This window comes from Streptomyces sp. NPDC048182 (assembly GCF_043202555.1).
GTDB lineage: Bacteria > Actinomycetota > Actinomycetes > Streptomycetales > Streptomycetaceae > Streptomyces.
Window position 1 is genome coordinate 252,197 of record NZ_JBIDAQ010000005.1, and the last position, 12,971, is coordinate 265,167.

At 73.6% G+C, this 12,971-nt stretch carries 10 protein-coding genes; 3 read left to right on the forward strand and 7 right to left on the reverse strand.

Annotation, left to right across the window (positions count from 1 at the left end; all coding sequences use genetic code 11):
* Window positions 1-4 precede the first annotated feature (4 nt).
* Window positions 5-1,240, reverse strand: a complete 1,236-nt coding sequence (locus tag ACGFZL_RS12510) for an MFS transporter (protein ID WP_393690930.1) — start codon at window positions 1,238-1,240, stop codon at window positions 5-7.
* A gap of 94 nt (window positions 1,241-1,334) precedes the next feature.
* Here ACGFZL_RS12510 and ACGFZL_RS12515 point away from each other — a divergent pair, with 94 nt between their 5' ends.
* The 3 genes from ACGFZL_RS12515 to ACGFZL_RS12525 all read left to right on the forward strand — a co-directional run bounded on the left by ACGFZL_RS12515 (window position 1,335) and on the right by ACGFZL_RS12525 (window position 3,914).
* Window positions 1,335-2,330 carry an ArsR/SmtB family transcription factor gene (locus ACGFZL_RS12515; protein ID WP_393690932.1) on the forward strand — a complete coding sequence of 332 codons (996 nt, stop codon included), beginning with the start codon at window positions 1,335-1,337 and terminating at the stop codon, window positions 2,328-2,330.
* A 517-nt stretch (window positions 2,331-2,847) separates the two neighbouring features.
* Entirely contained in the window at window positions 2,848-3,249 is a 402-nt protein-coding gene (locus ACGFZL_RS12520; protein WP_393690934.1) for a hypothetical protein, read from the forward strand.
* 227 nt (window positions 3,250-3,476) lie between these two features.
* The gene (locus tag ACGFZL_RS12525; RefSeq protein ID WP_355170634.1) at window positions 3,477-3,914 is read left to right on the forward strand and encodes an ATP-binding protein; all 438 of its coding nucleotides are present in this window, start codon (window positions 3,477-3,479) and stop codon (window positions 3,912-3,914) included.
* Here ACGFZL_RS12525 and ACGFZL_RS12530 read toward each other — a convergent pair.
* From ACGFZL_RS12530 to ACGFZL_RS12555, 6 genes are all read right to left on the reverse strand, one after another.
* Window positions 3,874-5,313, reverse strand: coding sequence for an amino acid permease (locus ACGFZL_RS12530; RefSeq protein ID WP_393690936.1), 1,440 nt, complete (start codon window positions 5,311-5,313; stop codon window positions 3,874-3,876). The genes ACGFZL_RS12525 and ACGFZL_RS12530 overlap by 41 nt on opposite strands.
* Before the next feature lie 115 nt (window positions 5,314-5,428).
* Entirely contained in the window at window positions 5,429-6,436 is a 1,008-nt protein-coding gene (gene argF, locus ACGFZL_RS12535; protein ID WP_393690938.1) for an ornithine carbamoyltransferase, read from the reverse strand.
* Between the two features lie 86 nt (window positions 6,437-6,522).
* The gene (locus ACGFZL_RS12540) at window positions 6,523-7,746 is read right to left on the reverse strand and encodes an arginine deiminase (protein WP_355170628.1); all 1,224 of its coding nucleotides are present in this window, start codon (window positions 7,744-7,746) and stop codon (window positions 6,523-6,525) included.
* A gap of 70 nt (window positions 7,747-7,816) precedes the next feature.
* Window positions 7,817-10,363 carry a polynucleotide kinase-phosphatase gene (locus tag ACGFZL_RS12545; protein WP_393690940.1) on the reverse strand — a complete coding sequence of 849 codons (2,547 nt, stop codon included), beginning with the start codon at window positions 10,361-10,363 and terminating at the stop codon, window positions 7,817-7,819.
* Window positions 10,360-11,841 (reverse strand): 3' terminal RNA ribose 2'-O-methyltransferase Hen1, encoded by a 1,482-nt coding sequence (locus ACGFZL_RS12550; RefSeq protein ID WP_393690942.1) that lies wholly within the window; start codon window positions 11,839-11,841, stop codon window positions 10,360-10,362. Before ACGFZL_RS12550 ends, ACGFZL_RS12545 begins: the two co-directional genes overlap by 4 nt.
* A 161-nt stretch (window positions 11,842-12,002) precedes the next feature.
* Window positions 12,003-12,935 (reverse strand): LLM class F420-dependent oxidoreductase, encoded by a 933-nt coding sequence (locus ACGFZL_RS12555; protein ID WP_393690944.1) that lies wholly within the window; start codon window positions 12,933-12,935, stop codon window positions 12,003-12,005.
* Between the last annotated feature and the right edge of the window lie 36 nt (window positions 12,936-12,971).

Here is a 12,971-nt window from a genome sequence, read left to right on the forward strand (position 1 = left end):
GGCCTCACTGAGCACTGCCCCTCGAAGTTATCACCTGTCCGTGACTGCCGTCACAAGTGCGCGATACCCCGGATCCGCTTCGTCCGGCGCGGTGTCGCAGGTGGCGGGCGAGAGCGAGGGTGGCGAGCAGCGCGACGAGCGCGCACACGCCCGGCCAGCCGGCCCGGCCCCAGACGCGGGTGCCGAGCCAGGAACCCGTGCTGCCGCCCAGGTAGGCGCAGGTCATGTAGGCGGTATTGAGCCGGCTGCGGGCGTCGGCGCGCAGGGCGTAGACGCGGACCTGGTTGGCGACCATGCCGGACTGCATCGCGACGTCGAGGAGCAGCGTGCCGAGGGTCAGGGAGGTCAGGCCCAGCACCCCGCCCCGGGCGCCGACGGCGAGGACCACGGCCGAGACGAGGACGCCGAGCAGGCAGGCCAGGTTCACGGGGTCGGGGCCGTGGCGGTCCACCAGGCGGCCGGCGAGCGGGGTGCAGACCATGGTCGCCGCGCCGACCAGGGCGATCATCCCCACCGCCTGGGCACCGAGGCCGTAGGCCGGTCCGGTGAGCAGGAGCGCCAGGCAGGTCCAGACCGCGGAGAACCCGGCGAAGACGGTTGCCTGGTAGAAGCAGGAGCGGCGCAGTTCCGGCTCGGTGCGCAGCAGGCGCAGCGGCGCGGCCAGGAGCGCCGGGTAGGGCCGGCGGGAGGACGGGGGCGTGGTCGGCACCGCGAACGCCAGGACGGCGGCGAGGATCAGCGCCAGGACCGAGGCGACCAGGTAGGGGGCCCGCCAGCCGAGCCACTCGCCGAGCGTGCCGCCGAAGGTCCGGGCCAGCAGCATGCCGCCGGTCGATCCGCTCAGCAGGGTGCCCAGCACCGCTCCTCGGCGGTCGGCGGCCACCAGACCGGCGGCCAGGGGGCCGACGATCTGCGCGCCCACGGTGCTCAGGCCGACCAGGGTGCCGGCGGCGGCGAGGGCCGGCAGGGCCGGTGCGCAGCCCGCCGCGAGCAGGGCCAGACCGGTCAGAGCGAGGAGGGCGACGAGGTAAGGGCGGTGCGGCAGCCGGTCGCCGAGCGGCACCAGCAGGACCATCCCGGCCGTGTAACCGGCCTGGGTGGCGGTCACCACGGTGGCGGCCGCGTCGGGCGGCACGTGCAGTCCGGTGGCGACCAGGGGCGCGACGGCCTGCGGGAAGTAGATGTTGCCCACGGCCACGGCGCAGGTGACTGCCAGCAGCAGGACGATCCGGTGGCTCATCCTTCGGTCTCCCGGTCCGCCCGGGACGTGTGTGTCATGGGAGGCAGTCCACGGCACCGGCGTCGTGTCGCCAAGGGATGTAGCGTGGGGCTCAATGATCAGCTTCGTGCTCGGCGTCGAGGACCTCGCGGACACCCGCTTCGCCCTCTCACCCCTGCACGAGACCCTGTTCAGCCTGCGGGTGCTCCAGGATCCCGGGCTCTCGGCCCTGCACCTGCCCTGGCGCAGGTCCGTACTGGGCAGGCTCGGCCGACTCGACACCGGTCTGCTGATGTCCCTGGTCGCCCAGCGGCGCACCCTCCCCGACTTCCTGACCCCGAATCCCACGGGCTTCGCACCGGACTTCGAAGAGCAACTCCTCGTCGTCCGGCGGGCGTCGTGCGCCCGGGTCCGCCACGACCTGCTGCTCGCGCACGCGCCCGATCCCGTCCCCGACGCGCTCCGCGACGCCACCGCCGCCGAGGACGCACCGGTCGCCGGCCTGCGCGACGCCGTCTGCGACCTCCTGCGGGCGTACTGGGAGGTGGCCGTCGAGCCGGTGTGGCCCCGGATGCGGCTGGTGCTGGAGGCCGACATGACCTACCGCGCCCGCCAACTCGCTCTGGGCGGCGCCCGGCTGCTGTTCGCCGACATGCACCCGAACCTGCGCTGGCAGGGCGGGGAGCTGTTCATCCACCAGATGATCAGCAGGCACCGGGTCGTGGCGGCCGGCCGGGGGCTGATGCTCCTGCCCTCCGTGTTCGCGCACAAGCCCGCGCCACCCGTGAGCCCGGACGAACCCCCGAGCCTCGCCTATCCCAGCCGGGGCGTGGCCACGCTGTGGGGCTCGGAGACCCCGACCGCCGACCCGGCCGCCCTGGTGTCCCTGCTCGGAGCGCCCCGGGCCAGACTGCTCGGCCTGCTGGAGGAGCCGCTGCCCACCGTGGAGCTGGCCCGCCGCCTCCGGGTCACCCCGAGCGCCGTCTCCCAGCATCTGCGGGTCCTGCACGCCACGGGGCTGGTCACCCGGTCCCGCGACGGGCGGCATGTGCTGTACCGGAGAAGCGCCCTCGGCGACCGCCTCACGACCACGGCACCGCCGGCGGCGTAGATGTCCGCCCCGCGACTACCGCACGGCTCATCGGGACCGTCACACTGCTGGTGACCGGGGGGGAGAGGATGAACTCGCCGCACGCATGGCACGCGCCGCGCATACGAAGCGCCCACGGTCGGCGTGCGCTGGGTCTGGTGGCGCTGCTCGGTCTGCTCACCGCCTGCGCCGACCAGGCCGGTGCGGGCGGCGGGGGCCCCGGGCCGTCCTCCTCAGGGCCGCCCTCCACCGGTGCCCCCGGCGCCGGCGGTTCCGGCACGGTTTCGGCCGTGCGGAGCGGCGCGTTCGGCATCGCCGAGGACTGCACGGTGGTCGGTCTGGCGGACACCACCGGTGAGGTGTTCCGCGCGGTGAAGTGGCCCGAGGGGACCTCGGCCGTGATGCTGGGAGTCCTGCCGGGAGCCCTCACCACCTCGGCCCTGGTGGTCAACGGCGCCGGCGAGGCCGCCGGGGTGACCCAGACCGAGGAGGTGTACGGGCTCCCCACCCGCTGGTCGGCGCGATCAACAACCTGGGCGTGGCCGTCGGGGAGTGGACGCCCGCCGGCGGCAGTCTCACCCAGCCCGAGCCGGAGGGACACGCCGTGCGCTGGAACGCCGATGGCAGGAGCACCGCGCTGCCCACGCTGGGCAGCGCCCACGCGTCCGCCGAGGACGTCAACGACGCGGGCGTGGCCGTCGGCACCGCCGAGCGCGCGGACGGGACCCCCAGGGCCGTGCGCTGGTCGGCCGACGGCACCGTCTCCGAGCTGGGCGCCCTCGACGGGGACGTGAAGAGCAGGGCCTGGGCTGTCAACGGCTCCGGCGCCGCGGTCGGCGAGTCCGAGAACGCCGCCGGTCACGCACACGCCGTCCTGTGGCGCCCCGACGGCACCGTGGTGGACCTCGGCGCGCTGGCCCGGTCGCTCCCCGCGCCGTGACGCCGGTCCATGTCGCGTATGTCACATACGTCACGTCCGTCGCAGGACAGCCACGGGGCGGTAACAGCGCGGGCGTCCGTGCGGCGGCGGGCCGGTGGGCGGGTAGGCACCCGGGGCCGGGACGAAGGTCCCGGACGGCGGCCGTCGAACGGCTCTGCTCGGGGGCGCCGTACCATTCATAAGGTTGACGTCGGGACAGGATCGTCCTGCTCCGGAATGGAACCGCCGTGCACGATCGACCATCCGCCCCCGCCTCCTGGCGCATCGCGCTGCCGCACTCCGCCGCGGCCGTGCCGGTCGCCCGCGCCCTGGTGCGTACGGCGCTCGCCGAGATCGAGCACACCGCGGACTGCGACACCGCGGAGCTGCTCACCGCCGAGCTGGTCGCCAACGCGGTGGAGCACACCTCGGGCGGGACGCCGATAGAGCTGGTGGTGGAGCTGCTGCCGACCGCCTGCCAGGTCGAGGTGCACGACCCCGACCCGGCGCCGCCGGGCGACATGACCACCCCGGACCTGGAGCCCCCCGACCCCTGGCAGGAGCACGGGCGCGGGCTGCTGCTGATCCGCGCCCTCAGCTCCTCCTGCGGCCACCGGGAGACCGGGTCCGGCAAGGCGGTGTGGTTCAGACTGCCTGCGGTGCCCGCTCAGCGGCGTCCGTCGTAGGGGCGGTCCGGGCGAGCCGGGAGTGGCGGCGGCCGTACGCCGCGTAGACGGCCAGGCCGACCGCGAGGAACACGGCGAACTGGAGCCAGGTCGCGGGGCCGGTCTCGTACATCAGGTAGAGGCAGAAGCCGACGCCGAGCAGCGGCGTCACCGGGTACAGCGGCACCCGGAAGGTGCGGGCCAGGCCCGGCTCGCGGCGGCGCAGCGCGATGACGGCGACGTTGACGGCGGCCATGGTGGCCAGGGTGCCGATGGTGCACAGGTTGACCACCGCGTCCAGCGGCGCGAAGGCGGCCGGCAGCGCGAATACCACGGCGACGATCAGGGTGCCGGCCACCGGCGTCGCGGTGCGCGGCGAGACCTTCTCGAAGACGTGCGGGACGAGGCCGTCGCGGGACATGGAGAGCAGGATCCGGGTCTGCCCGTACATCACGGCGAGCACCACCGAGGCGATGGCGACGACCGCGCCGAAGGCGACCACGCCGCCGCCGATCGCGGAGCCGGTGACCTCGTCGACGACGTAGGAGAGCGCGGCGGGCCGGTTCCCGACCTCGTCGCCGCCGACCGCGCCGATGGCGGCCAGCGCGACCGCGCAGTACAGCAGGGTGACCAGGCCGATGCAGACCAGGATGGCGACGGGGATGTCCCGGCGCGGGTTCTTGGCCTCCTCGCCGGCCGTGGTGATCGCGTCGAAGCCGATGTAGGAGAAGAAGGCGGCGGTGGTGCCGGCCCCGATGCCGCCGAGCCCGGCCGGGGAGAAGGGGGTCAGGTTGCCGTGCCGGAAGGCGGTGAGGCCGATGGCGCAGAAGGCGACCAGGACGGCCAGCTTGAGCACCGCCATCGCGGCCGTCGCCCGGGCGCTCTCCCGCACGCCGCGCACCAGGAGCACCGAGGCGAGGGCGATGACGATCACCGCGGGCAGATTGACCGCGCCGCCGTCGCCGGGGCCCGCGGAGAGCGCGTGCGGGAGCTGGACGCCGAGGACGCTGTCGAGCAGCTCGTTGACGTACTGGCTCCAGCCGACGGCGACCGCGGAGACCGAGACGCCGTACTCCAGGAGCAGGCACCAGCCGACCAGGAAGGCGGTCCCCTCGCCGAGCCCCGCGTAGGCGAAGGAGTACGAGGAGCCGGAGACCGGGATGGCGCCGCCCAGCTCGGCGAAGGCGAACGCGGTGAAGACGCAGGTGACCGCGGCCAGCACGAAGGAGACGACGACGGCGGGACCGGCCTCGGCGACGGAGTCGGACAGGCCGACGAAGATGCCGGTGCCGACGATGGCGCCGACGCCGAAGCAGACGAGCTGGAACAGCCCCATCGTGCGCTTCAGGCCGTGGCCCTCGCGGTCCGCGCCGGACTCCGCGAGGAGGACGCTAGGCGATTTGATGCGGGCAGGGAGCATGGCGGGTGGTGCTCGTTTCTGGTGGTGCGGGCGCGGCGGTGGCCGCGGGCGGCGGCAGCGGAAGGGGTGGTTCCGGTGCCGCCGTGCAGGATAGCGGGCCTCACGAGGGGCGCGCTCAGCCCAGCGTCGCGACGAGGACGGCCTTGATGGTGTGCAGGCGGTTCTCCGCCTGGTCGAAGACGACCGAGTGCGCCGACTCGAAGACCTCGTCGGTGACCTCCAGGGAGTCCAGGCCGTGCGACTCGAAGATCTCCCGGCCGACCTTGGTGCCGAGGTCGTGGAAGGCGGGCAGGCAGTGCAGGAACTTCACGTCCGGGTTGCCGGTGGCGCGCAGCACGTCCATGGTCACGGCGTACGGGGCGAGCGCGGTGATCCGCTCGTCCCAGACCGCCTTCGGCTCGCCCATGGAGACCCACACGTCGGTGGCGACGAAGTCGGCGCCGCGCACGCCCTCCCCCACGTCCTCGGTGAGCGTGATCCGCGCCCCGCTCGCCTGCGCCAGCTCCTGCGCCCGGTCGACGATCTCCTGCGCCGGCCAGTACGACTTCGGCGCGACGAGCCGCACGTCCATGCCAAGCAGGGCGCCGGTGACCAGGTAGGAGTTGCCCATGTTGAAGCGGGCGTCGCCGAGGTAGGCGAAGGCGGTCCCGGTGAGCGGCTTGCCGCCGTGCTCGGTCATGGTGAGCACGTCGGCGAGCATCTGGGTGGGGTGCCAGTCGTCGGTCAGGCCGTTGTAGACGGGCACGCCCGCGTGCGCCGCCATCTCCTCCATGCCGTGCTGGCTGTCGCCGCGGTACTCGATGGCGTCGAACATCCGGCCCAGCACCCGGGCGGTGTCCTTCACGGACTCCTTGTGCCCGATCTGCGAGCCGGAGGGATCCAGGTACGTGGTCGACGCGCCCTGATCGGCGGCGGCGACCTCGAACGCGCACCGGGTGCGCGTCGAGGTCTTCTCGAAGATCAGCGCGATGTTCCGCCCGGCCAGCTGCCGCACCTCGGCCCCGGCCCGCTTGGCCGCCTTCAGCTCCGCGGCCAGCTCGACCAGACCGCGGAACTCCGCCGCCGTGAAGTCCAGCTCCTTGAGGAAGGAACGGCCGGAGAGGGGGGTCGGGACAGTCGCCATGAGGGCGCTCCAGAGGGACGGACGGAACAGGGATGACTGAAACTATATACGAGAATTCGAATTCTTATACAGCCACCCGCTCCCTCTCATACAGCCGCCCGCTCCACCGGACAGGACATGCAGCGCGGTCCGCCCCTCCCCCGGCCCAGTTCGCTGCCCGGGATCTCTATCACCTCGATGCCCTGTTTGCGCAGGTGGGTGTTGGTGGTGGCGTTGCGTTCGTAGGCGACGACCACGCCCGGTTCGACGGCCAGGACGTTGCAGCCGTCGTCCCACTGCTCGCGCTCCGCCGCGTGCACGTCCTGGGTGGCGGTCAGGACGCGGATCTCGTTCAGGCCCAGCGCGGCGGCCATCGCGCGGTGCATGTGCTCCGGCGGGTGGTCGGTGACCTTCAGCTCCTTGTCGCCCACGCCCGGCTCGATGGTGTAGGAGCGGAGCATGCCGAGGCCGGCGTACTGGGTGAAGGTGTCGCCGTCCACCATCGTCATGACCGTGTCCAGGTGCATGAAGGCCCGCCGCTTCGGCATGTCCAGGGCCACGATGGTGCGGGCCGAGCCGGCCGCGAACAGCTTGTGCGCGAGCATCTCCACGGCCTGCGGGGTGGTGCGCTCGCTCATGCCGATGAGCACCGCGCCGTTGCCGATGACCAGCACGTCGCCGCCCTCGATGGTGGAGGGGTAGTCGGCCTGCCCCTCGGACCAGATCCGGAAGTCCGCCGCGGCGAAGAGCGGGTGGTGCCGGTAGATCGCCTCGAAGTGCACGGTCTCGCGCTGCCGGGCCGGCCAGCGCATCGCGTTGATGGAGACGCCGTCGTAGATCCAGGCGGAGGTGTCGCGGGTGAAGAGGTGGTTGGGCAGCGGGCCGAGCAGGAAGTCGTCCAGCTCCATGGCGTGGAAGCGCACCGAGGTCGGCTCCGGGTGCGCGTCCAGGTACTCCCGCTTGGTCATGCCGCCGACCAGCGCCTCGGCCAGTTCGGCGGCGGGCAGCGTCTCGAAGGCGGCGCGGAGGTGGTCCGTGGCCAGGACGCCGTACTCCTTCTCGTCGAAGACCCGGTCCAGGACCAGCGACCGGGCGGCCGGCAGGTCGAGGGTCTCGGTGAGCAGGTCGCCGAAGAGGTGCACGGCGACCCCGCGGTCGCGCAGCACGTCGGCGAACCCGTCGTGCTCGGCGCGGGCGCGGCGCACCCACAGCACGTCGTCGAAGAGAAGGGCGTCCTTGTTGCTGGGGGTGAGCCTTTTGAGCTCGAGGTCCGGCCGGTGCAGGATGACGCGGGTGAGCCGTCCGGCCTCGGAGTCGACGTGGAATCCCATGACACCATCCTGACCACTCCGAGGCCGCTCTACCCCCTGCTTCGGGGGACCCGCTTCGGGCGGGCCGGGTTCAGAGCCGGGGGTCGACCGGCTCCGACTCCAGGGCCAGCACCCCGAACACCGCCTCGTGCACCCGCCACAGCGGCTCACCCGGCGCCAGGCGGTCAAGGGCCTCCAGGCCGAGGGCGTACTCCCGGATCGCGAGCGACCGCTTGTGGCCGAGGAAGCGCTGCCGCAGCCGGTCGAGGTTGTCGGGGCGGGTGTACTCCGGACCGTAGATGATCCGCAGGTACTCCCGGCCCCGGCACTTCACGCCCGGCTGGACCAGGCGGTCCTTGCCGTCCCTGACCAGCGCCGCGATCGGCTTGACGACCATGCCCTCGCCGCCGCGCCCGGTCATCTCCAGCCACCAGTCGACGCCGGCCGCGACCGAGGCGGGGTCGCCGGTGTCGACGTACAGCCGCCGGGTGGTGCGGAGCAGGCCGGTGCCGTCGTGCTCCACCAGGCGGTCGATCAGCGCGAGCTGCTCGTCGTGCGGCACGGCGGCCAGGCTGCGGCCCTGGGCGGCCAGGATCTGGAACGGTGCCAGGTGGACGCCGTCCAGGCCGTCGGTGGGCCAGCAGTAGCGCCGGTAGGCGTCGGTGAACGCGGCGGCGTCCGTGGCCCGGGCGCGCTGGCGCTCCAGCAGGCCGGCCACGTCGACGCCGCGGGCGGCGGCGCCCTCCAGGGCGGCGAGGGCGCCCGGGAAGACCGCGCCCGAGGCGGCGCCGACCGCCGCGTACTGGGAGCGCAGCAGCCCGCCGGCCTTCAGCGACCAGGGCAGCAGCTCGGCGTCCAGGAGCAGCCAGTCGGTGTCGAGGTCGGCCCACAGCCCGGCCGCGCCGACCGCCTCGCGCAGCCGGCCGAGGACGGCCTCGGTCATCGCGGCGTCGTCGAAGAACGGGCGGCCGGTGCGGGTGTACACCGCCCCGGTCGGGCCCTCCGTGCCGAAACGCCGCTGCGCCGCCTCCGCGTCCCGGCAGACCAGGACGACGGCCCGCGAGCCCATGTGCTTCTCCTCGCACACCACCCGCGCCACGCCGTCCGCCGCGTAGCCGGCGAACGCCTCGGCCGGGTGCTCCAGGTAGCCCTCGACCCGGGAGGTCGCGGTGGGCGCCATGGTCGGCGGGAGGTACGGCAGCAGCCGCGGGTCGGTCGCGAAGCGGCTCATGACCTCCAGGGCCGCCGCCGCGTTCTCCTCGCGCACGGTGATCCGCCCGGCGTGCCGGGTCTCCACCGTCCGCCGCCCCCGCACGTCGGCCAGGTCGAGCGGCCGGCCGTCCTGCCCGCCGGGCGCCTCGGTGCGCAGCGGCCTGGCCGGCTCGTACCAGACCCGCTCGGCGGGGACGTCGACCAGCTCGCGCTCCGGCCAGCGCAGCGCGGTGAGCTTGCCGCCGAAGACGGCGCCGGTGTCCAGGCAGATGGTGTTGTTGAGCCAGGTGGCGTCCGGGACCGGGGTGTGGCCGTAGACGACGGCGGCGCGGCCCCGGTAGTCCTCCGCCCAGGGGTAGCGCACCGGCAGCCCGAACTCGTCGGTCTCGCCGGTGGTGTCGCCGTACAGCGCGTGCGAGCGGACCCGCCCTGAGGTGCGGCCGTGGTACTTCTCCGGCAGCCCGGCGTGGCAGACCACGAGCCGGCCGCCGTCCAGGACGTAGTGGCTGACCAGGGAGTCGAGGAACTCCCGCACCTCGGCGCGGAACTCCTCGCTCTCGCCCGCCATCTGCTCGACGGTCTCGGCGAGGCCGTGGGTGACCTGGACCTTGCGGCCGCGCAGGTGGCGGCCGTACTTGTTCTCGTGGTTGCCCGGCACGCACAGCGCGTCGCCCGACTTGACCATGGACATCACGCGGCGCAGCACGCCGGGGCTGTCCGGGCCGCGGTCGACCAGGTCGCCGACGAACACGGCGGTGCGGCCCTCGGGATGAGCACCGCACTTGTAGCCGAGCTTGCCGAGCAGGGCCTCCAGCTCGGCGGCGCAGCCGTGCACGTCGCCGATGATGTCGAAGGGGCCGGTGAGGTGGGTCAGGTCGTTGAACCGCCTCTCGGTGACGACGGTGGCCCGCTCCACCTCCTCGGCGCCGCGCAACACGTGCACCTTGCGGAAGCCCTCGCGCTCCAGGTGTCTGAGCGAGCGGCGGAGTTCGCGGATGTGGCGCTGGATCACCCGGCGCGGCATGTCGGCCCGGTCGGTGCGGGCCGCGTTGCGCTCGGCGCACACCTCCTCGGGCACGTCGAGCACGATGGCGATGGGCAGCACGTCGTGCCGCCTGGCCAGTTCGATGAGCTGGCGGCGCGAGTCCTGCTGCACGCTGGTGGCGTCGACGACGGTGCGCCGTCCGGCGGCGAGCCGCTTGCCGGCGATGTGGTGCAGGACGTCGAAGGCGTCGCGGCTGGCGCTCTGGTCGTTCTCGTCGTCGGCGACCAGGCCGCGGCAGAAGTCGGAGGAGAGCACCTCGGTGGGCGCGAAGTGGCGCCGGGCGAAGGTGGACTTGCCGGAGCCGGAGGCGCCGATCAGGACGACCAGGGAGAGGTCGGTGACGGGCAGGGCGCGGGCCTCGTCGGTGCGGTCCGTGGTCATGCGGCCTTCGCCTCCTTCTTGCTCTCGGTCTCGGTGGTGGCCGTCTGCGTGAACAGGGCCAGTTGGGTGGGCGGGCCCACCTCGGGGTCGTCGGGGCCGACCGGGCGGAACTCCACGCCGTAGCCGTGCCGGGCGGCGACCGTCTCCGCCCAGGCGCGGAACTCGGCGCGGGTCCACTCGAAGCGGTGGTCGCGGTGGCGGACGTGGCCGGCCGGGAGGGTCTCCCAGCGCACGTTGTACTCCACGTTCGGCGTGGTGACGACGACGGTGCGGGGGCGGGCCGCGCCGAACACCGCGTACTCCAGGGCGGGCAGCCTGGGCAGGTCGAGGTGCTCGATCACCTCGCTGAGCACGGCGGCGTCGTAGCCGGTCAGGCGCTTGTCGGTGTAGGCGAGGGAGCCCTGGAGCAGGCGCACCCGGGACGCCTGGCGCTCGCCCATGGTGTCCAGGCGCAGCCGCCGGGCGGCGATGGTGAGCGCGCGCACCGACACGTCGACGCCGGTGATCTCGGTGAACGCCGGCTCCTTGAGCAGCTCGCGCACCAGGTGGCCCTCGCCGCAGCCGAGGTCGAGGACGCGGGCGGCGCCGTGCTCGCGCAGCGCGGTGAGGATCGCCTCGCGGCGCCGGACGGCGAGCGGGGTGGGCCGCTCCTCGGTCTCGGTCTCCGGCGCGACCGCGTTGTCGATCTCCTCCACCTCGGTGCCCTCGGCCTCGGCAAGGCGGACCAGTTCCAGGCGCTCCATCGCCTCGCGGGTGAGGGACCAGCGGCGGGACAGGTAGCGGCTCGTGATCAGCTTCTGCTCCGGGTGACCGGGCAGCCAGCCCTCGCCGGCCCGCAGCAGCTTGTCGACCTCGTCCGGGGAGACCCAGTAGTGCTTGGCGTCGTCCAGGACCGGCAGGAGGACGTAGAGGTGGCGCAGCGCCTCGGCGAGCCGCAGCGTGTCCGACTCCAGGACCAGGCGTACGTAGCGGGAGTCGCCCCACTCAGGGAACGCGCTGTCCAGCGGCACGGCGTCGGCACTCACCGCCCAGCCGAGCGGCTCGAACAGGCGCCGGACCAGGCCGGGGCCGCCGCGGGCGGGCAGCGCGGGCACCTCGACGCGCAGCGGCAGCGGCTCGGCGGCGCGCTCGGGGCGGTGGGCGCACACGCCGCGCATCGCGCTGGAGAAGACCCGGCTGAGGGCGACGGCGAGCAGGGAGGAGGCCGCGTAGGGGCGGTCGTTGACGTAACTCGCGAGCGCCGCGTCGGAGGCGCCGCCCCGGCCCTTGCCCTTGCCGCGCCGGACCAGCGCCACCGCGTCGACCTCCAGGAGCAGCGCCGCCGTGCAGCGCTGCTCGTCCGCCTCGGGGTAGAGCACGTGGGCCGTGCCGAAGGAGGTGGCGAACGCCTGCGCCTTGTCGGGATGCTTGTGCAGCAGGAAGCCGAGGTCGGTGGCGGGGCGTGCGGGGGTGCCGGTGGTGGTGACGGTCAGGAACATGGGCGGGCCTCTCCGGCCGGTGCAGGTGGGTCGGTGAACGGGGCCGTACGTGCCGGAACCCCCAGGTCATCGAGGATCCTGGGGGTTCCGGCAGGACGACCGCCCCACCTTCGCACGGAGGGCCGGACCGGCGCCCGTGGTTATCGCCCCGGGCGGGGGCCTCAGGCGGCGCCGGACAGCTGGGACTGGACCTGGGAGGAGATCAGCTCCAGGTGGTCCAGGTCGTCCAGGTCGAGGATCTGGAGGTAGACGCGCTGGGAGCCGGCCTCGGCGTAGCGGCCGATCTTCTCGACCACCTCGGCCGGGGAGCCGGCCAGCCCGTTGGCCTTCAGCTCGTCCACCTCGCGGCCGATGACGGCGGCCCGGCGGGCGACCTCCGCGTCGTCCTTGCCGACGCAGGCGACCAGGGCGTTGGAGTACGTCAGCGCGCCCGCCCCGCGCCCGGCCTCCTCGGCGGCGGCGCGGACCCGGCCGAACTGCCGCTCGCTGTCCTCGACCGAGGCGAACGGCATGTTGAACTCGTCGGCGTACCGGGCGGCCAGGCGCGGGGTGCGGGTGGGGCCGTGGCCGCCGATGAGCACGGGCACCTTGGACTGCGCGGGCTTGGGCAGGGCGGGCGACCCGGTCAGGTCGTAGTGGGTGCCGTGGAAGTCGAAGGTCTCGCCGGCCTCGGTCGCCCACAGCCCGGTGACGATGGCCAGCTGCTCTTCGAGGCGGGCGAACTTCTCCTTCGGGAACGGGATCCCGTACGCCTTGTGCTCGTCCTCGAACCAGCCCGCGCCCAGGCCCAGTTCGACCCGGCCGCCGGACATCTGGTCGACCTGGGCGACCTGGATGGCGAGCACGCCGGGCAGCCGGAAGGTGCCGGCGGTCATCAGGGTGCCCAGCCGGATACGCTTGGTCTCGCGGGCGAGCCCGGCGAGGGTGATCCAGGCGTCGGTGGGTCCCGGCAGGCCGCTGACGGAGCCCATGCGGAGATAGTGGTCGCTGCGGAAGAAGGCGTCGAAGCCCAGGTCCTCGGTGGCCTTGGCCACGGTGAGCAAGGTGTCGTAGGTGGCCCCCTGCTGGGGCTCGGTGAAGATGCGGAGATCCATGCCTCCCATCCTGCCTCGCCGACCGGCGGGCGCGGC

Bases quoted from the DNA above. Each gene is read 5' to 3' on its own strand.
- ACGFZL_RS12510 (WP_393690930.1), bottom strand. From the start codon at position 1,240: ATGAGCCACCGGATCGTCCTGCTGCTGGCAGTCACCTGCGCCGTGGCC.
- ACGFZL_RS12515 (WP_393690932.1), top strand. From the start codon at position 1,335: ATGATCAGCTTCGTGCTCGGCGTCGAGGACCTCGCGGACACCCGCTTC.
- ACGFZL_RS12530 (WP_393690936.1), bottom strand. From the start codon at position 5,313: ATGCTCCCTGCCCGCATCAAATCGCCTAGCGTCCTCCTCGCGGAGTCC.
- argF (WP_393690938.1), bottom strand. From the start codon at position 6,436: ATGGCGACTGTCCCGACCCCCCTCTCCGGCCGTTCCTTCCTCAAGGAG.
- ACGFZL_RS12540 (WP_355170628.1), bottom strand. From the start codon at position 7,746: ATGGGATTCCACGTCGACTCCGAGGCCGGACGGCTCACCCGCGTCATC.
- ACGFZL_RS12545 (WP_393690940.1), bottom strand. From the start codon at position 10,363: ATGACCACGGACCGCACCGACGAGGCCCGCGCCCTGCCCGTCACCGAC.
- ACGFZL_RS12550 (WP_393690942.1), bottom strand. From the start codon at position 11,841: ATGTTCCTGACCGTCACCACCACCGGCACCCCCGCACGCCCCGCCACC.
- ACGFZL_RS12555 (WP_393690944.1), bottom strand. From the start codon at position 12,935: ATGGATCTCCGCATCTTCACCGAGCCCCAGCAGGGGGCCACCTACGAC.